Below are 18,828 nucleotides of genomic sequence, written 5' to 3'. Positions count from 1 at the left end.
CGTAAGGAGGTATAATATGCTACTAACATTTTCTCGCGGGCGGGCGAAAATTACGGTGTTGATGACACTGAAGTTGGCAATACGGAGGTAATTGCTGGTTATATCAAGGATTATTTCGGCGATAAAATCGACGTTTTCAAGCTGGAGCCGGTGAATCCGTATCCGGATAATTATCAAGAATGTACTGAAGTTGCCAAGCGTGAAAAAGCCGAAAACGCGCGGCCAGCATTCCAAGGCAAGGTAGATTTGTCTGCTCATGATACTATTTTCTTGGGCTATCCGATTTGGTGGGGCGAGTCGCCGATGATCATCAATACTTTTTTAGAAAAGTATGACTTTGTCGGCAAAACAATCATTCCGTTCAATACCCACGCCGGTTCTGGCGCTGCTGGCAGAGCGTTTTGCTAGCGAGTGCAGTGAGCCAGTGGATTTGCAAGAAGTGCTGTTGACGGCTTGGCTGCATGACGTTGATGATTACAAATTGGTCGGCAAGGCGCAGGCAGAGAAATTAACGAACGCAGTAAATATCATGACGCAGGCAAAAGTGTTTGGCGGACTAAGCCAGGCGGTGCTGGAAAACATGGCGCAGCTTGTCGCATGATGAACATGGTGACAACACATGGGGTAAGAAGGTGAATAGACAGGCGCGTGATGTGTGGGATATCTTTTGTTTAGGTAGTGATATTCCTGGTAACTATCCAATACTCATTGGCATTAAGCACCTTGCTTCACAAGTAGAGTTAGAAAAACCAATGCGTTACTACGAAGCGCGTGCCGACAAGCGAATAGCTATCACTGATATCTCGCACATAGAGGTGCCATATAACAAACAGGAAGAAGTGCGCAGATTGTTGCTCGCGCATAATATTACTTTGCCAGTTACGAGCATTGAGTTGGGTGAATGTGTTAGCGCGCAGAAGTCGTTCACTGAACTGCTAGGCTGGCATTAAACCCGGTTGCGATATCATAAAATAATTCCCAGCTCTTGGAGGTCGTCACGGTATGTATCAAAATCAGTATAAACCAGTGTGTTAATGCCAAGATCCTTCGCACCAGTGAGTGCAGTTGGCTTGTCATCAGCGTAGACTATCTCTTGTGGTTGGCGACCAGAGCGACGCAGCAATTCGGCGAAAATCTCGGTTGACGGTTTAGCGGCATGAACTTGATATGAGAAAACTGCTGTATCAAATTGCTGTAGAAAACCAAACTTTCTCTCCAGGCCGTTGATACGAGCTGGAAAATTATTGGAGCAGATCAATGTTTTGTAGCCCGCATGTTGAACCCTTGTCGCCAGTTGCGCAACGCGTTCATCTATCACATAGCCATCAAGCATCAGCTCTATAAGCTCATGATTAGACAGGCCTGTATGCCACTGCGATTCTGCCCACGTCCAGAATTCATTGTCATCGATTTTCCCCAGTTTATAATCAGCCATGTGCTGACTCGTCAGAAAGACCGACTTGGCGCTCGCTTCCTCAACGCCGTAGCGTGTGAGGCTGCTCAGGAATTCAGCCTTGCCTTTGTTGAAATACACACCATCAAGATCAAAGACGATGGCTTTGATGGAGTGGTGTGGGTTTTTCGTCTGCGACATATTACTAATTGTAACATTACTAGCCTAGAAAAATGTATAATAAAAAGGTGAATCAACCATTGCAAGCCAAGCTCAAAACTCTACCACGCACCCCGGGCGTTTATTTTCATAAGTCAGCCGGCGGTGAGATTATTTATGTGGGCAAGGCGGCGGTGCTGAAAAACCGCGTGCGTCAGTATTTTCAAGATTCGCGTGGGCGGGACAATAAAACCATGGCGTTGGTGGCGGAAATCGCTGATACGGATTGGATTGAGACTGAAAGCGAAGTTGATGCCTTGTTTCTGGAAAGCGAGATGGTCAAGCGCTATATGCCGCGATACAACGTACTGCTACGCGATGATAAATCGCAGATGTATGTGCGAATCGACATGAAAAGTGAGTGGCCGACCGTCAGCTTTACGCGTAATCCAGCTGATGACAGTGCGGAATACATTGGCCCGTTTTATAATGGCTTTGCTTTGAAAAAAGCCTTGCGATATTTGCGGCGGGTGTTTCCCTATTTAACTAGGCAGCGCCGTCCGGGGCAGTCGAAGTTGGATGAAGATTTAGGTTTGAGCCCGCGACTGAGTGATGGATCGGCTATCTACAAAACTAATTTACGCAAACTCATCAGCTACATCAAGGGTAATCGTAAAGCCATCGCTGCTGAGCTGGAGCGCGACATGAAAACGGCAGCTGGGCTGCATGATTTTGAGCGGGCGGCTGATCTTCGCAATAAGCTACGCGCCATGCAGGAGTTGCAGCGGCGGGTTTGTTTTGGCGACAAAGAATTTTTGGATATTTCTAAAGACAAGGCGCTGGCTGATTTGGCAAAATTGTTGAGCCTAAACGGTATCCCAGCACGCATCGAGGGCTATGACATTTCGCATATGAGCGGCCAGCAAGTTGTCGCCAGTATGGTGGTATTTACCAATGGCGCGAGCGACCGGGCAGAGTACCGCAAATTCAAAGTTAGCGAGAGAAATGATGATACCGGCAATATCTATCAGACGATTTTTCGCCGGCTGAGTGAGCGTCATCTAAAAAGCTGGGGTCGTCCTGATCTGCTGCTGATTGATGGCGGCAAAGGCCAGCTAGCGGCGGCTATCAAAGCGCGTGATGAGCGTGGCGTCACTGTGCCGATCATCAGCATCGTCAAGCGCGAGGAAGAATTATTAGTGCACAAGACTGGTTCGCAGATTGATACCACGTTTATTGAGCAGGCTCAGTCGCAGCCGCGGGCGGACATCGCTATCCATGAAGACGGTGAGGTTTATGTGGTGAATTTACACCCAGGCCAGCGTAACGCCAGTTCGCACTCAAAAAACTTACGAGCTAGCATGGAGCAAACTCGCAACGAACGCCCGACGGCGGACGAGAATACCCTTGCGACAACTGACATCGTCAAACTGTTTCAGCGCATCCGTGACGAGTCGCACCGCTTTGCCGTGAGTTATCACACGGCGCTGAAGCGTCAGCAGCAAACGAAAAATCAGCTAGAGGAAATTCCTGGCATTGGGCCAAAAACTCGCGCTAAATTGCTGAAAAAATTTGGTAGCTTCCGTAATGTTGTCAGTGCCACAGAAGATGACCTAGCGTCGGTGATTGGCCAGTCGCGTGCTCAAATCGTCCACAAATATATTACGGCACAGCGTACCAATAACTAAAACGCTTGTGCTATACTAACAATATGAAACGCGGTTTTACTATTATAGAAGTGCTTGTTATGATATCAGTCATAGCCATTTTGACCACTATCGGAATTATCAGCTACGGCAATTGGCGCCAGAAGTCATTGCGCGATGCTATCACGGCTGACCTCAAAAGTGCAGCGCAGGCTATGGAGCAATACCGCAATTTTCACAATGCCTATCCAACACTACCCGCTGGCGCATCAATACCAAATTATAACGGTGGCCCCGTTCATGTATACATCCAGGGTGCTGATGGGAAAGAGTTCTGTATTGAGGCGACACGTGGTTCTCAAAAAATGCACATCACTAGTAAGAGCTCAGACGTGAGTGACGGTGGTTGTTCCTGACAGCCGAGCTCTTGTGAAAATGCGAACAGATTATTATAATAAGTAGCAGTGTGATGAAACGGCAATTTTTTGTATTTTTATTCAGATGGGCCATGAACTCATTTGGCATCTGGATATCGTTGCGACTTTTAGGCACCATGTCGGATGGTGGCTTGTTGACGTTTCTGCTAGCTGGTTTGATATTTTCCGTCATCAACAGTATGCTCAAACCGATCATTATCATCTTGTCGCTGCCAGCAATTCTGTTGACCCTTGGCCTATTTACGTTGATTATCAATGGTCTCATGGTCTACCTCGCTATTGTGCTGGCTCCAAACGTTTCCATCACGTTTGGCGACGCAATTATTGCCGGTATCATCCTTAGTTTGGTAAACTATATAGTAAGTAGTGTGGTTGATTTACGAACTGCGCAAAAAGAACAGGAGAGTTAGATGAATTTGGAACAACTTTTACCATATATCACATTAGGATCAGCATTTTTGATGATTATTACAATTTTGCTACAACAACGTGGCGCCTCACTTGGTGCAGGGTTTGGATCTTCTGGTGAACTGTTTACGACACGTCGTGGTTTTGATAAGAACTTGTTTGACGTTACCATCGTTCTGGCTGTAGTTTTTGTGCTATCAATCTTGGCTAGTTTGGTCTTGCCGGGGCTTAAAGGCTAGGTTGTCGTCATGACAGAGGCTGGAGGCAAGCCGTCTTGGAAGCGGTTCCAAAAAATGAGCGCTTCTGGAAAAAACTTAAATCGTCGAGCTGTGAAGATCGAAAAGGGCGTCATCAAGCACGCACATAAGTTTGTAACATCCCGTCTCGACAGATTGACAGAAGTCCGCCGAGAAGTTATCGGCTGGGCAGTACTATTGATGATATTGGTTGGCCTGAGTGCAGGGCAATGGACTATTTTTCGTGCAGCCTACACGAAGGATGCACCTCAGGAAGGTGGCACATATTCAGAGGGAGTTTTAGGATCGCTGGAAACCCTCAACCCCTTGTTTGCGCGTTCTAATGCAGAACGGTCTGCTGCGAGGCTAATGTTTGCCAGCCTCTACCAATACGACAATACTGGACACCTCAAGGGGGATTTAGCAAAATCAATCGCCATCAACGGCACCGAGACTGAATATACGATCACTCTGAAAGATAATCTTCGCTGGTCTGATGGCCACTCATTGACGGTCGATGATGTCATATTTACGGTTAATCTTCTAAAAAACTCCAAGGTTGGCGCTTCAACTGACGGTTGGGCATCCATCAAAGTTCGGAAAACTGCCGACAATACTGTAACATTTGTAACACCATCCACCTATGCGCCATTTTTGCATACATTGACGTTTCCAGTTGTTCCAAAACACGTATTGGAACATGTAGCGCCAGCTACTCTGCGCGACCACTCGTTTGGACGCTCACCGGTCACGAGCGGACCATTCAAATTCCGACTCTTGCAGACAGATAACCGGGAAAGTGGCAGAAAAGCTGTGCATATGACGGCAAATGAAGCATATCACTTTGGTAAGCCAAAGCTAGACCGTTTCCAGCTGTACGCATATGCCTCACTGGATGAGATCACAAAGGGCTTGAGAACTAGTGAAATCATGGCCACGCCAGAGCTGACCTATGCTTCTCAGCCAGAAAACGTCAAAAAAATGTATGAGATGAAGGCTTATGAAACCCACAACGGGGTGTACGCATTATTCAATAGCAAGAGTCCGATTCTCCAGTCTCCATCCATTCGCAAAGCTTTGGTACAGTCAGTCGACATCACCGCGCTTCGCAAAAAGATGCCACAAAAAACAGGCGAATTAACAGGACCAGTTTTGCCGGAACACACTGAAGCAGAGCTGGAAAGGCCGTTAACCCGTGATGTAGAAGCAGCTAAAAAGCTACTGGATACAGAAGGTTGGACGGTGTCTGGCGGTGTGCGCAAAAAGGGTGACCAGTCACTGAAGCTGTCAGTTGTTTCCTTGCAGGGTTCTAAATATGAAAATGCAGCCAATTCGTTGGCTGAGACATGGCGAAATGAGCTCAATGCTGAGGTGGAAGTCAAGATTGTTGATGCAACAGATGCTAATCAGGATGTTCTCAGGTCGGTGTTGCAGCCGCGTAATTTTGACGTCTTGATATATGAGTTGGTGCTTGGCGGTGACCCAGACGTCTATGCGTATTGGCACTCGTCACAAGACCAACGCGATCAACGAGGTTTGAATTTTGCAAACTATAATGACGCCATTTCAGATGACGCATTAGTCGGCGGCCGTGGTAAGCGTTCTCCAAAACAGCGCGCGGATTATTATCAATCATTCGTACGACGCTGGCAAGCATCGGCTGCGTCACTGCCACTGTATCGTCCAACAGTTGAATACATCAAACTGCCATCAGTTCAGGCTGTCACGCAAAATACTCGGCTAGTCTCACCAACCGATCGATTTGCTGACGTGATTTACTGGACAGTTCGCCAAGATTCAGTTTACAAAACGCCATAGTGTCAGGTATAATGATGACAGTCGTGCGGGCGTGGCGGAATTGGTAGACGCGCTAGCTTGAGGGGCTAGTGAACTTAGGTTCGTGGAAGTTCAAGTCTTCTCGCTCGCACCAAATGTAATAGAGCGGCGCGTTGGCGGAGCGGTTACGCAGAGGTCTGCAAAACCTTTTAGACGAGTTCGACTCTCGTACGTGCCTCCAAGTGGATATGAAACGTCTGGATATCGGGCGTTTTTATTTTTTGAGCAGTTCTTTCAATTCTGGAAAAGTCGGTTGGAAAAAGTGGTTGCGGTCTTCAAAAATATGCACCTTGGCGGTCGGTAAATCACGCTGAAATTTGGCAAGTTCAGTAAAGGGCACTACTGGATCGTCTTTGCTGTGAAATAAATGAATTTCCTCTGCTGATTTTTCCAAACCAATAGCACTTGTCACTCGAAAACTGCCTAAATCTTCAACTGATTCGTCATCATAGCACGGCGACACTAACACCAACCGTCGGACTGGCGAGCTAAGCGGTGATTCGTGTAAATATTTCGCCAAAAACATTGCACCCAAGCTATAGCCCACTAACTGAACGTCATCGCCAAGCAGGGTCAGTAGCTTTTCAAAATATATTTTCCACTCAGTGTAGTCGGCATTCTGTTTGTTAGGGAAATCTGGTAGCAAAACATCAGCGACGACGATTTCTTGTGCCAGCCAGTCACGCCATTTTTGCACCCAAAGTAGCCGTTCATAATGAAGCTGACTATTCTTTAGATTATTCAAGTAATTTTCGTAGTTATTGAAACTTGACCCGCCGTGAACTATTACAATTTGCTTCATAAATATAGTATAATACAAACCAGCGCAAATGGCAGACCGTGTCAAACGTCAGTAGACATGGACATCGGGCGGTCATTAGTGCAGAATATGGGCGCGAGTGGCGGAATTGGTAGACGCGAGGGACTTAAAATCCCTTGACCAAAAGTCGTGCGGGTTCGATTCCCGCCTTGCGCACCAAATTGCAGCTAAAAGAAAAGTCACCTGTTTTGGTGACTTTTCTAGTGCCGATAACAGTCGACGGTAAATGGAAGTTGCTAGTGATACGGTGATAAGCTTATGGTTTTGTTATTTTCTATTGATGACAATTTCGCTAATTTCTGCCGGCTTTGGCGTCTCGATGATGTCCACTAATGTCTTTGCGACTATTTCCACTGGCATCCAGTTTTCAGGGTCTGGTAGCTGCTCGCCAGTAATTTTCTCAAGCATTCTGTTGCGCATACCACCTGGACAGAAGCTAATTGCTCGCGACTTTTTGCCCTTGAAAAGCATTTGCAGTGATTTGCTATAGCCACGCATTGCCCATTTACTACTAGTGTACACTGGCTCGCTTGCAGAACCTTTAGTGCCGGCTGTAGAAGCGACATTGATGACGTCCGCTTCATCTTTGACAACCCTGTCTATTAAGAAGTTAGTGAGATAAATTACACCCATGATATTTGTAGAATATACCTTTATAATATCGCTAAATAGTTTTTCATCCGTCCGGTCAAATCTAGACATAATGCCAGCACAGTTAACGAGTGCCATGATTTGATCATCAAGCTCTAAGATTTGCTGAGCGGCACTCTTGATGGATATTTCATCTGTCAGATCAAGCGTAATGTGCTTGATTCTGCTATCTGTTGGTTTTGAGCGAGAAAGAGAATAAACATTGTAGCCCTTTTCAAGCAGTAGTTGTGCGGTGGCAAAACCCAGACCATCGCTTGCGCCGGTAATTAAAACTGTCTTCATATAACTAATTATACCATTTTGGGCTAGAACGTCGCTTCGGCCAGTATTTTCAGCTCTGTAGAATATGGCTCAATACCTCTTGATGATCGAAGTTATTTATTGCCCAAAAACCTAACCACAAGCAAAATGTCTGTGGTATAATGAAGGGGTTAGCATAAATTGATAAGGAGAATATTCAATGAGCTCAATCATCATAGCACTTATAGTCGTTGGCGTTGTCCTGGTTCTCGCTATCGGCTTCATCGTCGCCACCTATAATGGTTTGGTGACTCTACGCAACCGCGTTGAAGAAGCATGGAGCGACATCACGGTTCAGCTGAAACGTCGTACTGACTTGATCCCAAATCTTGTGAACTCTGTGAAGGGTTACGCGACACACGAAAAAGAAGTATTTGAAAAGGTGACCGAAGCACGTTCAGCCATCATGGATGCCAAAGGTGTGAAGGATACTGCCGAGGCAGAAAACATGCTCGAAGGCGCCTTGAAGAGTCTGTTTGCAGTAGCTGAGGCTTACCCAGACTTGAAGGCTAACCAAAACTTCATGCAATTGCAGCAGGAACTGGTCGACACTGAAGACAAGATTCAAGCTTCCCGCCGCTTCTACAACGGTGGCGTTCGTGACTTGAACACCAAGATCCAGACTTTCCCAGCAAACATCGTTGCAGGTATGTTCAACTTCCAGGCCAAGGAGTTCTTTGAGGTTGAAGACCGTGCGTCTGTTGAGAACCCAGTAGAGGTCAAGTTCTAATTATCTCGCGTAAAGCACGCAGCCGCTCGCCTACCGTTGGCGAGCGGTTTTTGCTATAATAGCTACTATGTACAGTGCGATTTCTCAAAATAAACGCAACACCGTCATCATCATGGCAGTGTTCGTAGCTATCATTGGTATTATCGGTGTCTTCATCGGCATGGTGGTCAAAAATTATTCACTGGCGTGGATTGTGTTTGGTTGTTCGATGCTGTACGCCTGGCTTCAGTACTATCTGGCTGGAAAATTAGCCATGGCCATGACTGGCGCGCAGGAGATTGAGAAAAAAGATGCGCCTGAACTGTGGCGAGTAGTTGAGAATTTGGCGATTGCTGCTGGTATGCCGATGCCGAAAGTCTACATCATTGACGACCCGGCGCCGAACGCCTTTGCGACGGGTCGCGACCCCAAGCATGCCATCGTCGGTGCGACGACTGGACTGCTGGAGATCATGGACAAACGTGAGCTCGAGGCAGTGATGGCGCACGAAATGAGCCATGTGCGTAACTACGACATTCGCGTTAGTATGATTGCTTTTGGTTTGGTGAGTGCTATTGGGCTATTGGCTGATCTAGCCCTGCGCATGATGTTCTTTGGTGGTGACGATGATCGTGATGTTCACCCAGCGGTGTACATATTGGGTTTGGTAGTAGTGATTTTGGCGCCGATTTTGGCGACCATCACGCAGCTAGCAGTGAGTCGGCAACGCGAGTATCTCGCGGACGCTTCTGGTGCGTTGTTGACTCGAGACTCAGAAGGGTTGGCGAGTGCACTAGGCAAATTGCAAGAATATGGCCGGCCCATGGAGCGCCAAAGCACATCGACAGCCAATCTATTTATGAACAATCCATTACGCCCTGGCTTTTTCTCAAAATTATTTAGCACCCATCCACCGTTGGAGGATCGTATTGCTCGCCTGCGAAACAATGCGACAAAAATGTAAGGATTTCTGATGATGAAAAAGCAACGTACATCTGTCTCCAAAAAGAAAGTGACGACCAATCGTTCACGAGTAAACCAAAAATCTGTTTCTAGCTATTATGTGCGGGGTCAGCGATATTGCAAAAAGACCTGGCGGCAGCTAAAAACTCGGAGAGCTAACTTTTTGAAACGTCGACCGCACCGTAGTTTTCGCCTGACGCGGCGCAGGGATTATGTCAGATCATTGCACGTTCCGGGCTATTGGTCGTTGACTACCCAGGCGGTCAAAATGATTTGGTCAAACAAGCGTTTATTTTTTGGCTTGGCGCTGGTGTACGCGCTGATAGTGTTTGTGCTCGCGGGACTGATGGACCAGGAGACTTACAAAAAAATTAAGGCCTTGGCTGAAGGTACAGTCGAACAGGGAGCGGTGAGTGATTTGTTTGCGACGTTCTCGATTTTCGGCGGTGTGGTGTACGGTCAGTTAACCAATCAGCCAAACAACGCCCTGCAGCAAATATTGGGCGTGTTGGCGCTTATCATGGTATGGCTGACTACTATTTGGTTGTTAAGAGCTGTTAGCTCTGGTAATTCGCCAACCATCCGCGATGGTCTGTACCGAGCTGGGGCGCCGCTGGTTGCGTTCATCGTGCTATTGTTCATCGTCCTGTGTCAAATATTGCCAGCTGCTGGCGGCGTCATTCTCTATACGACGCTGCAAACAGCCGATGTCTTAAGCCAGACACCACTGTTGATGATCGCTGCAGCAATCACGGGGCTGCTAGGAGTGCTATCGCTGTATTGGCTTACCTCCACGGCTTTTGCCATGATCATTGTTACGCTGCCGGGCACCTACCCAATGCGGGCTGTGCGCATGGCTGGTGATATCGTGGTTGGTCGTCGTATCCGCATCTTGCTTCGCATGTTGTGGCTGGCTATCATGTTGGCGCTGCTGTGGGTAATTATTCTCATCCCAACCATCAAATTGGACGCCTTCGTGACGGGTTGGATTGATCAAACCGCTTCATTCCCATTGGTGCCAATCATGGTGTTGTTGGTTGCGTCATTTTCTGTCGTATTTTCAGCTACCTATACCTACTTATTCTACCGAAAGGTCGTCGCCGATGACAGCGCGCCAGCTTGATCGGCAGTCGGCCAAGCAACGAATTGTCAAACTGCGAGATCTGATCAATGATTATCGCTATCACTATCATGTACTCGACGAATCGATCATGAGCGAGGCAGCAGCTGATAGTCTGAAACATGAATTGTCGCAGCTGGAAGAACAATTTCCGGACCTCATCACGCCAGATAGCCCAACCCAGCGGGTAGCTGGAAAGGCGCTCAGTAAATTCGCCAAGGTCCAGCATCAAACACGAATGATTTCGCTCCAAGACGTGTTTGACCGAGAAGAGGTTGCAGCGTGGATACAGCGCATGAAAAAGGTGCGCCAAGACATCACTGAAGAATTTTTGTGTGATATCAAGATGGATGGCCTGGCCTGCGCGCTGATCTATGAAGACGGGGTTTTGACGCGGGCCGTGACGCGCGGCGACGGATTAGTTGGTGAAGATGTGACCATGAACGTGCGGACGATTCAAAATGTGCCGCTGACACTACGCGCCAATCAGCGTTTTGCTCATTTTTTGCGTGGTCGGACGGAGATTCGTGGTGAAATCGTGATGCACAAAGAGGACTTTGCGGCCTTAAATCAGCGTCGGCGAGCGGCCGGTCAGCCAGAATTTGCCAATCCGCGTAATCTAGCCGCAGGGACGATTCGTCAGCTTGACCCAAAGCTGGTGGCTGAGCGTCCACTGCATTTTGTTGGTTATGATATCATTCGCGACAACCTCGAGGACACGCCGACAATTGCCTTTGGTTACCAGATGATGAACGAGCTGGGTATCACCACCAGTCGGCAGACGCAAATCGTCTATGGCTTGGACGAGGTGATGAGCTATGTTAATCATCTGGATGAGCTGCGTCAGTCGCTCCAGTTTAACACTGACGGAGCGGTCATCAAGCTCAATGATCGGCGACAGTTTGCCGAGCTCGGCATCGTTGGCAAGACACCGCGAGCGGCAGTGGCCTATAAATTTGCCGCCGAAGAAGTCACAACCATCGTCCGTGATATCGTTGTTTCCATTGGTCGAACCGGTGCGGCTACGCCAGTAGCGGTGTTCGACCCCGTGGTGGTGGCCGGTACGACGGTACAGCACGCTAGTCTGCATAATGCTGATGAAATTGCCCGGCTGGATGTGCGTCGCGGCGACACGGTGGTGATTTTCAAGGCCGGCGACATCATCCCGCAGGTGCAAACTGTGCTAAAAGAATTGCGACCGGCAGACACCAAACCAACTGACTACCCGGCGGAATTAGCGCGCCAATATCCGGAACTAGCATTTGTGCGGCCAGAGGGCGAGGCAGTCTACCGCGTTAAAGGTTTGAGCGGCCCGCTGATTTTGAAGCGGTCCCTGGCGCACTTTGCGTCTAAAGGTGCGCTGGACATCGATACGCTGGGCGAGAAAAATGTCGAGGCGCTGGTCGAGGCCGGGCTAGTTAATGATTTGGCGGATATTTACCGGTTGACGAAAGATGATTTACTGCAGCTGGAACGGTTTGCTGAGATTTCTGCGCAAAAACTCATTGATGCCATTGCTGCTAAAAAGCAGCCAGCGTTGGAACGATTTTTGTTCGGTCTCGGCATTCGTCATGTTGGTGCACAGACGGCGATCGACCTGGCAAACCACTTTGAAAGTGTTGAGAAACTTAGCCAAGCGACTATTGATGAACTGCGCGAAGTGGACGGCGTGGGCGAAATTGTCGCCGAGTCGATCGTGGCGTGGTTTGCTGATGAAGATAATGTGACGCTGCTCGAAAAATTTGCTAACTTTGGCGTGATGCCACAGTTTACTAAAAAATCCGGCAGTCTGACTGGTCAGAGTTTCGTCATCACCGGCACTTTGCGGTCAATGGGCCGTGATACTGCTGCTGAAAAGATCCGCAATCTCGGCGGCACTTTCCAAACCGCTGTTGCAAAAGATACAACATATCTGGTAGCCGGTGGTAAAGTCGGTGCCAGTAAATTGAGAAAAGCCGAACAATACGACACGAAAGTTATTGACGAGCAAGAATTTTTAGTAATCATAGAAGAAAGGTAGGAGAAATATATGACAGCCCAAGAACCAACAAAAAGAGACGAAGCAATTATCGCGGCAAAAAGCAGCGCCCTGTTTCCTATTCTGATGGCTTTTTTTATGCTGATCTATGCCGTATGGTTCGGGCTGGCGTGGGGCGTGATTGGCTGGGCTGTTTTTGCGCTACTTGTTGTGTATGCGGGCTGCCTGATTTTTCATGGCGTGAGTGCTGTGCGTGCAGTGGCACAATTACCGCAACCAAAGCCAACGCCAGAAGTAAACAAGATTGGCAAGCAAATGCAGATACTCAGCGCGTTGACGTATATTCCGCTGTGGATTGTCATTATATTATTGGCCGTGTTTAGCTTGCAGCGGTATATCATGCCGGCGCTGACGTTGATTATTGGTATGCATTTCGTACCGCAAGCGAAGATTTTTCATCGCACGATTGATTATTGCCTAGCGCCTTTGGCGATTGTCGCGGCACTTGCGGCGTTCTATATCGCCTTGACAACGAATACTTCGTGGCAGATGGTGTATGCTGTGAGTGGTATTGGCGGCGCGCTGGCAACGGCTGGATATGGGCTTTATATGGTGATGATTCTTCGGCGGCTGATACGCGAGATAGATCAGGTATAAAAAGGAGAATGTTATGGTACGTTTTTATTTACAAAAACTAGTTCGCGACAAAGTCGTGAAAAAGTGTCTGGATGACGAAGAAGTTTTACATACGGAGTACCGCGAACTAAACAAGCAAGAATTTCGCCGCGAACTGCTCCGTAAGATTCATGAGGAAGCGGACGAAATCCCGCTGGACGATAATCAACGCGGCGAATCTCTCAAAGAGCTGGCTGATTTGCAGGAAGTTGTTGACGCGCTGCGCCAAGATTTTGGCTTTTCTATAGAGCAAGTCCAAGAGGAAATGGCGCGTAAAAAGCAGGATAAGGGCGGCTTTGACAAACGACATTACATTAAATATCATGATTTGGCTGATGATAGTAAATGGGTAGGAATCTTCCGCGCTCAGCCAGAGAAGTATCGCGAAGAAGCTGCGGATAGTAAAGAGCAGAGTCGTTGCGCGAAAATAAGCAAGGGTGTGTACAAGCATAGCAAGTCAGGCAAGCTATACGAGGTGATCGATCTAGCGTTAGAAACTGAGACGGAAGAGCTCCTGGTGATCTACCGGCCTCTCTATGAAAATGAATGTGAGTTATTTGCTCGCCCTGCCAACATGTTTACGGAAACAGTAGTACTGGATGGGAAATCTGTGCCACGATTTGAGAAAGTAAACTCTGAAACTCAGGTGTAAGTGTGATGAAAACAATCACTTTTATCACCAGCAATCCGCACAAACTTGAAGAAGCCAGGTCAGTTCTGGAAGGTTATGGGATTGTTGTCGAGCCGCTACAAATTGACATTGATGAGATCCAGCATCATGATCCGCTGAAAATTACCGAAGCGAAAGTTAAGTCGGCGTATGAAAAAGCAGGCCAGCCGGTTGTTGTTAATGATAGCAGCTGGGAAATTCCAGCACTGGGCGGCTTTCCGGGCGGTTATATGAAAGATGTTGTTGGCTGGTTTACGACTGAAGATTTTTTGGCTTTGATGAAAGATAAAGATGATCGGAGAATCATATTGCATGACGTCGTGGCGTATTTTGATGGTGATAAGCTAAAGGTATTTAGGTTTGACCGATATGGTGTTTTTGTGAGTGAACCGCACGGCGAAGGGATGTCGATGAATCAGGTCGTATCAATGGAAGGTAGTGGTGGATTAACGATTGCGGAAGAGTTTGAACATCGCTGCAATGATAAAAAGATTGACCCCACTAATTTCCAGCATTGGCAAAAATTTGGCAGCTGGTTTGCTAATGAGGTGAGCGAATAAATGCAAGTTCACGTCGCCATCCCACACTATAACGCTCCTCGGGCTTTGAAAGATCTTTTGGCGCAGCTGACAGAGCAGGATTTTGACAGCATCACGGTGCTTGATGATCATTCTACTGACCAGCAAGTACTGCAAGACGTCGCTCGTGAGTTTCCGGCAGTCAATTTTATCTTTGGTGAGAAAAATATTGGCGCGGGAGCGAATCGCAATCGTTTTTTGGACTTACATAACACAGGCATTGTATGGTTTATCGATTGTGACATGCGCGTTGAGACAGAGAATGTTGCTGATATATTGCGCCAAAAGTTTGCTGGCGAAAATCATATCATGCTTGGCAGTACTATTCTCTACAACAACGGTCAGCCGATGGCCTGGAATTATGGTCATGAAATGCACCCCCAGCACGACTGGCAATTTACGCGGGCAACTCAGGCAGACGACCGCCAAATGTTGCAACAGCAAGGCTGGGATTATCCATGGATTTGGGGCCAGCGAGTTGCGACGGATCGCCAGGTTGACTGGGTCGCTGAGGGAAGTTTTGCACTGTTGATTGATGATTTTATGCAGGTTGGCGGCTATGACGCAGCGTTTCGTTATCACGAAGGGCAAGATTTGGCGCATCGACTGCGTGAGGCGGGTGTGAAGATTATGGTGACTGGAGATATCGTCTGTACGCATCTGGATATTGATGTTCGCGGCAAGGCTCGCCACCGGGAAGTTGAGCAGTCTGCCAGGTTATTCTACCGAAAGCACCACATCAAGACCGACCAAGACTAGTGTATAATGCACTATATGGATAAATTCAGAACACCAAAGCTCTACTGTTTTTCACCGCCAGTTATGTTAGCGACCTTAGCTATTGAGATTATTTTAGCATTGCATACACTATGGCGCTACAAATTAAATCCTGTAACGAGGATTGTCGTGGCACTGCTCGTTTGTCTAGCGCTGTTTCAATGGGCTGAATATAACGTTTGTGAAGGCACGGTGCTGTTTGATAGCGTGGGTTGGGCAAAGCTTGGGTACGTGGCGATCACAATGTTGCCGCCTCTTGGTATTCATTTAGTCTATCAAATCTCTGCCGACAAACGACGTTGGATTCCAGTGCTGGGGTATACCTTAGCGGTCGTGTTCATTAGCTACTTTTTGCTAGCCGTAAACGGTGTTAGCGCTGGCGTTTGCTTGGGAAACTATGTCATTTTTGAAAATCAGCCAGGCATCAGTGAATGGTACGGATTGTATTACTATGGCTTATTGTTTGTGGCGATTGCCTACGCCTACACCCGTGGCAAAAACGCCAAAAAACACATTCGCCGCTCATTGTGGTCATTGATCATCGGCTACGTGCTGTTCATTGCGCCAACGACATTTGTCAATATCATCGATCCATCAACCATCACTGGCATCCCGTCGATTATGTGTGGTTTTGCGGTACTGATGGCAGTAGCTCTTGCCGGAAAAGTCTTGCCAGAATGCACAAAGCAAAAATAGTGCTTGTGTTTTTATGGCAATTGGTGCATAATCACAAGTGAGCTGGTACGCATAGGGGCATCTCCTATGCTTGCCAATTGAAAGACAAACACATTTTCAACATGCCCCGGGTGGGCGCGTAGCAGCTCCGCTTTGCTATTTCGGCGACTTGCGTTGGTTTCGGCAAGTCGCTTATGGTATGATGAGTATATGTTTCGACGATCATTTGAAAAGAAAATCCCATTGTTAGTGCGTGAGTTTTTTGCTTCGCACGCGGATGTCAAATTGATAGCGGTGACGGGTAGTACTGGCAAAACGAGCGCCAAGATCGCCATCGGTACGGTTTTGTCGCAGCGCTATGCTATCGCTATGCCGCAGCTGGAGCCAAAATCTCACATGCAGACTTTACTGCAGATCATGGGAGTACGCTATCCTGAGGGTCCTGAAAAAAAATGGGGATTCTTCGCACGCCGCAATATGTATCGCGCTGTCAAAAAACGAGCTCGCGCTGAGCATCCAGAAGCGCAAGTGATCGTCCAGGAATTTAGCCCGCAAAGCATTGGCTTTCATGATTGGTTTAAAACCGTCATTTTGCCGGATATCGCCGTCATCACTTCTGTCACTACAGGGCGCATGCGCGTTGAACATACCATAGAAGAAGTCGCTCAGGAAATGATCACACTGGGTAATAATTCTCGGATGGCGTTGATCAATCGCGATGACATCGAAGGTCGGTTTGCGGCCTTTGTTACCAATCCTAATATAACCACCTATGGCACCAGTGGGGTCGCAGAATACTATTTTGATGAACATGATTTCTCGCTCACTGAAGGGCATTTTGGTGCTATGGTGTCGCCAGAATATCCAGAGGGTATCCAGACGCAATTGAAACTGCTGGGCGAACACAACCTCAGACCAGCAGTAGCTGCCATGGCCGTGGCTGTCAAATTAGGCATGGATGTCGGCTCAATTCAGCGAGGCTTGGCGGCACTGCGTCCAATTCCAGGACGAATGCAGCTGCTGCGCGGTGCTGATGGCACTATTCTTCTGGACGACAGTTACAGCGCGTCGCCATCAACCACAACTGCGGCTATTCAGACATTGTATAGTTTGAGCGCTCCCCAAAAAATCGCTGTCCTAGGCAATATCAACGGTTTGAGAGAATCAATGCCGCAAGAAATGTCCAAACTAGGCTATCTGTGTAACCCCAATGAACTTGACTGGGTAGTGACAGTTGGAGAAATGGCCAACCAGTATTTGGCGCCATCGGCTCGTCAGCGTGGCTGCCAGGTAAAAGAATGCAAAGACGCCATCGAAGCTGGTAGTTTTGTGCGCGACAAACTGAAAAAAGACGGTATTGCGCTGTTCAAAGGTTCTTCGGGCGGTGTCTGGCTGGAGGAAGCCATCAAAATTAACCTCCATACAGCGGTTGATGAAAACAAATTAGTTCGTCAAACGCCAGAGTGGATAGCTAGGAAGAATGCATTTTTCTCTCGTTTTAGCTATTAGCTGATATAATACATAACATAGTAGTAATTTGGAGGGTATATGAGCATACAGCAGCCAACAACAGCACCGGCTGAGTCAACGCCGCCGGCTGAGCAGCCGCCTATCATGGGTGCGATCAACAAACCGAAAAAGAAAAACCGCAAAAAGTTGATTATTAGTTTGGTTGTGGGGTCGTTAGTTACCATCGGCTTGATTGCAGGACTGTTGTGGTATCTGTTGGTATTTAATAACCCACAGCGTGCGCTGGAAGCGTCAATTGTTAACGCGATCATGTCGAAGAACTCTGTCACTGAAGGACGGCTGACTTTTGAAGGTAAGGGTAATCAAAAAGTCACCATCAAGCTCAAATCATCAGACGCAGAGAAGAGTCAAGAGCTGCAGGCTGATATAACAGTTAACGCCGGTGGTTCTGACAAGTCAATACAATTCTCTCTGCCAAAAGTGAATGTACGCAATACTGAAGACGCAACGTATATTAAACTGGATAATGTTCGTAGCTCAATCGAGACAGCGATAGATCGTTACATGGAAAGCGTTTCCTCGCCAGGTGGTGCGATTTCTGGCCGATCTCAGACAAAATCACTCAAAGAAACGATGCTGAAACAATTTGAGACGCTCATCAATGAGATCGACGGCCACTGGATCAAGATCTCTTCAGACGACCTAGAGCAGTCAGAAGAAGCAAAATGTGTGATGAATGCAGTTCGCCGCGCTAAGGATGATACTGCTGTTCGCGAAGAGATCGCTCAAGTATACCGCGACAACAATTTCCTACAAATCAAAAAAGATTTGGGAACAAAAGATGGTCTGCGTGGATTTGAAATTGACCTGAGTGACGCTACTCTTGAGAAACGTAAAAACTTTGCCAAGGCATTGAGTGAAACAACATATGCCAAGAAGATCAAAGAATGTGGCGGCAGTAGCTCGAAAGCGCTCGACACAGATGCACTTGATTTCAAGAAGGTAGATGTTTCTCTGAAACTGTGGATCGACAACTCAAAGAGGCAAGTTCGCCGCGTAGAATTTGAGGGTTCATCTGAGGGCAATAAGGTCTCTCTTGAGACAGGCGTCATGTATGGCGATGCCAAGAAGGTTGAAGCACCATCTGATGCAAAAGACTTGAAAGATGTGATGAAAAAGCTCCAATCAAGCCCACTGTCTAGCTTTGTTCCAAAAACTAGTACTTCGACAAACTCAGCCAGTGACGCTGACGAAGCGTAACTAGCCTTTCGTTGACAGTCAATCGCCCCACTCTCATGTGGGGCGATTTTCGTGCTATAATTACAGA

At 47.6% G+C, this 18,828-nt stretch carries 22 protein-coding genes and 3 tRNA genes; 22 read left to right on the top strand and 3 right to left on the bottom strand.

Annotation, left to right across the window (positions count from 1 at the left end; genetic code table 11):
* Window positions 1–150 precede the first annotated feature (150 nt).
* From V4210_RS03120 to V4210_RS03110, 3 genes are read left to right on the top strand one after another with little or no spacing between them, the layout of a single operon-like run.
* Window positions 151–408 carry a flavodoxin gene (locus tag V4210_RS03120; RefSeq protein ID WP_338520583.1) on the top strand — a complete coding sequence of 86 codons (258 nt, stop codon included), beginning with the start codon at window positions 151–153 and terminating at the stop codon, window positions 406–408.
* A complete protein-coding gene (locus tag V4210_RS03115; protein ID WP_338520582.1) occupies window positions 332–601 on the top strand; it encodes a hypothetical protein in 270 nt (89 codons plus the stop codon). Before V4210_RS03120 ends, V4210_RS03115 begins: the two co-directional genes overlap by 77 nt.
* Before the next feature lie 31 nt (window positions 602–632).
* Window positions 633–950: a hypothetical protein gene (locus tag V4210_RS03110; RefSeq protein WP_338520581.1), complete on the top strand. Its 318-nt coding sequence runs from the start codon at window positions 633–635 to the stop codon at window positions 948–950.
* A 14-nt stretch (window positions 951–964) separates the two neighbouring features.
* On the opposite strand, the gene V4210_RS03105 is transcribed toward V4210_RS03110, so the two are convergent.
* Window positions 965–1,594 carry an HAD-IA family hydrolase gene (locus V4210_RS03105; protein ID WP_338520580.1) on the bottom strand — a complete coding sequence of 210 codons (630 nt, stop codon included), beginning with the start codon at window positions 1,592–1,594 and terminating at the stop codon, window positions 965–967.
* Between the two features lie 47 nt (window positions 1,595–1,641).
* On the opposite strand from V4210_RS03105, the gene V4210_RS03100 reads away from it, so the two are divergent.
* From V4210_RS03100 to V4210_RS03070, 7 genes are all read left to right on the top strand, one after another.
* Window positions 1,642–3,240, top strand: coding sequence for a helix-hairpin-helix domain-containing protein (locus tag V4210_RS03100; protein ID WP_338520579.1), 1,599 nt, complete (start codon window positions 1,642–1,644; stop codon window positions 3,238–3,240).
* 23 nt (window positions 3,241–3,263) lie between these two features.
* The gene (locus V4210_RS03095) at window positions 3,264–3,614 is read left to right on the top strand and encodes a type IV pilin protein (protein WP_338520578.1); all 351 of its coding nucleotides are present in this window, start codon (window positions 3,264–3,266) and stop codon (window positions 3,612–3,614) included.
* A gap of 53 nt (window positions 3,615–3,667) precedes the next feature.
* Window positions 3,668–4,045, top strand: coding sequence for a phage holin family protein (locus V4210_RS03090; RefSeq protein ID WP_138079297.1), 378 nt, complete (start codon window positions 3,668–3,670; stop codon window positions 4,043–4,045).
* On the top strand, window positions 4,046–4,282 hold the full coding sequence (gene secG, locus V4210_RS03085) for a preprotein translocase subunit SecG (RefSeq protein ID WP_138079295.1): 237 nt from the start codon (window positions 4,046–4,048) through the stop codon (window positions 4,280–4,282). It abuts the gene before it with no gap.
* 9 nt (window positions 4,283–4,291) lie between these two features.
* A complete protein-coding gene (locus V4210_RS03080; RefSeq protein WP_338520577.1) occupies window positions 4,292–6,097 on the top strand; it encodes a peptide ABC transporter substrate-binding protein in 1,806 nt (601 codons plus the stop codon).
* A gap of 25 nt (window positions 6,098–6,122) precedes the next feature.
* Window positions 6,123–6,209: transfer RNA gene (locus tag V4210_RS03075), tRNA-Leu, on the top strand.
* 13 nt (window positions 6,210–6,222) lie between these two features.
* Window positions 6,223–6,296: transfer RNA gene (locus tag V4210_RS03070), tRNA-Cys, on the top strand.
* Window positions 6,297–6,329: 33 nt separating this feature from the next.
* Here V4210_RS03070 and V4210_RS03065 read toward each other — a convergent pair.
* Entirely contained in the window at window positions 6,330–6,917 is a 588-nt protein-coding gene (locus V4210_RS03065; RefSeq protein WP_338520576.1) for an alpha/beta hydrolase, read from the bottom strand.
* A gap of 91 nt (window positions 6,918–7,008) precedes the next feature.
* On the opposite strand from V4210_RS03065, the gene V4210_RS03060 reads away from it, so the two are divergent.
* Window positions 7,009–7,094 (top strand) — tRNA-Leu (locus tag V4210_RS03060).
* 108 nt (window positions 7,095–7,202) lie between these two features.
* On the opposite strand, the gene V4210_RS03055 is transcribed toward V4210_RS03060, so the two are convergent.
* Window positions 7,203–7,868, bottom strand: a complete 666-nt coding sequence (locus V4210_RS03055) for an SDR family NAD(P)-dependent oxidoreductase (RefSeq protein ID WP_138079289.1) — start codon at window positions 7,866–7,868, stop codon at window positions 7,203–7,205.
* Between the two features lie 178 nt (window positions 7,869–8,046).
* Between V4210_RS03055 and V4210_RS03050 the strand changes: the two genes are divergently transcribed.
* The 11 genes from V4210_RS03050 to V4210_RS03000 all read left to right on the top strand — a co-directional run bounded on the left by V4210_RS03050 (window position 8,047) and on the right by V4210_RS03000 (window position 18,761).
* Window positions 8,047–8,616: a LemA family protein gene (locus V4210_RS03050; protein ID WP_138079287.1), complete on the top strand. Its 570-nt coding sequence runs from the start codon at window positions 8,047–8,049 to the stop codon at window positions 8,614–8,616.
* 67 nt (window positions 8,617–8,683) lie between these two features.
* Window positions 8,684–9,559: a zinc metalloprotease HtpX gene (gene htpX, locus V4210_RS03045; RefSeq protein WP_338520575.1), complete on the top strand. Its 876-nt coding sequence runs from the start codon at window positions 8,684–8,686 to the stop codon at window positions 9,557–9,559.
* Between the two features lie 9 nt (window positions 9,560–9,568).
* Window positions 9,569–10,681 (top strand): hypothetical protein, encoded by a 1,113-nt coding sequence (locus tag V4210_RS03040; RefSeq protein WP_338520574.1) that lies wholly within the window; start codon window positions 9,569–9,571, stop codon window positions 10,679–10,681.
* On the top strand, window positions 10,662–12,698 hold the full coding sequence (gene ligA / locus V4210_RS03035) for an NAD-dependent DNA ligase LigA (protein ID WP_338520573.1): 2,037 nt from the start codon (window positions 10,662–10,664) through the stop codon (window positions 12,696–12,698). The genes V4210_RS03040 and ligA overlap by 20 nt, the downstream gene beginning before the upstream one ends.
* 9 nt (window positions 12,699–12,707) lie before the next feature.
* Window positions 12,708–13,313, top strand: coding sequence for a hypothetical protein (locus tag V4210_RS03030; RefSeq protein ID WP_338520572.1), 606 nt, complete (start codon window positions 12,708–12,710; stop codon window positions 13,311–13,313).
* Between the two features lie 13 nt (window positions 13,314–13,326).
* Window positions 13,327–13,983, top strand: a complete 657-nt coding sequence (locus V4210_RS03025) for a DUF1653 domain-containing protein (protein ID WP_338520571.1) — start codon at window positions 13,327–13,329, stop codon at window positions 13,981–13,983.
* A 5-nt stretch (window positions 13,984–13,988) separates the two neighbouring features.
* Window positions 13,989–14,561, top strand: a complete 573-nt coding sequence (locus tag V4210_RS03020) for a non-canonical purine NTP pyrophosphatase (RefSeq protein ID WP_338520570.1) — start codon at window positions 13,989–13,991, stop codon at window positions 14,559–14,561.
* Complete coding sequence (locus V4210_RS03015; protein WP_338520569.1) at window positions 14,562–15,338, top strand: glycosyltransferase family 2 protein; 777 nt, start codon at window positions 14,562–14,564, stop codon at window positions 15,336–15,338.
* A 15-nt stretch (window positions 15,339–15,353) separates the two neighbouring features.
* Window positions 15,354–16,052 (top strand): histidine kinase N-terminal 7TM domain-containing protein, encoded by a 699-nt coding sequence (locus tag V4210_RS03010; protein WP_338520568.1) that lies wholly within the window; start codon window positions 15,354–15,356, stop codon window positions 16,050–16,052.
* A gap of 189 nt (window positions 16,053–16,241) precedes the next feature.
* The gene (locus V4210_RS03005; RefSeq protein ID WP_338520567.1) at window positions 16,242–17,540 is read left to right on the top strand and encodes a Mur ligase family protein; all 1,299 of its coding nucleotides are present in this window, start codon (window positions 16,242–16,244) and stop codon (window positions 17,538–17,540) included.
* 39 nt (window positions 17,541–17,579) lie between these two features.
* Entirely contained in the window at window positions 17,580–18,761 is a 1,182-nt protein-coding gene (locus tag V4210_RS03000; RefSeq protein ID WP_338520566.1) for a hypothetical protein, read from the top strand.
* The last annotated feature ends 67 nt before the right edge of the window (window positions 18,762–18,828 follow it).

Source organism: Candidatus Nanosynbacter featherlites (genome assembly GCF_037013405.1).
Lineage (GTDB): Bacteria > Patescibacteriota > Saccharimonadia > Saccharimonadales > Saccharimonadaceae > Nanosynbacter > Nanosynbacter featherlites_B.
This window is presented reverse-complemented; position numbering and strand designations above follow the sequence as displayed.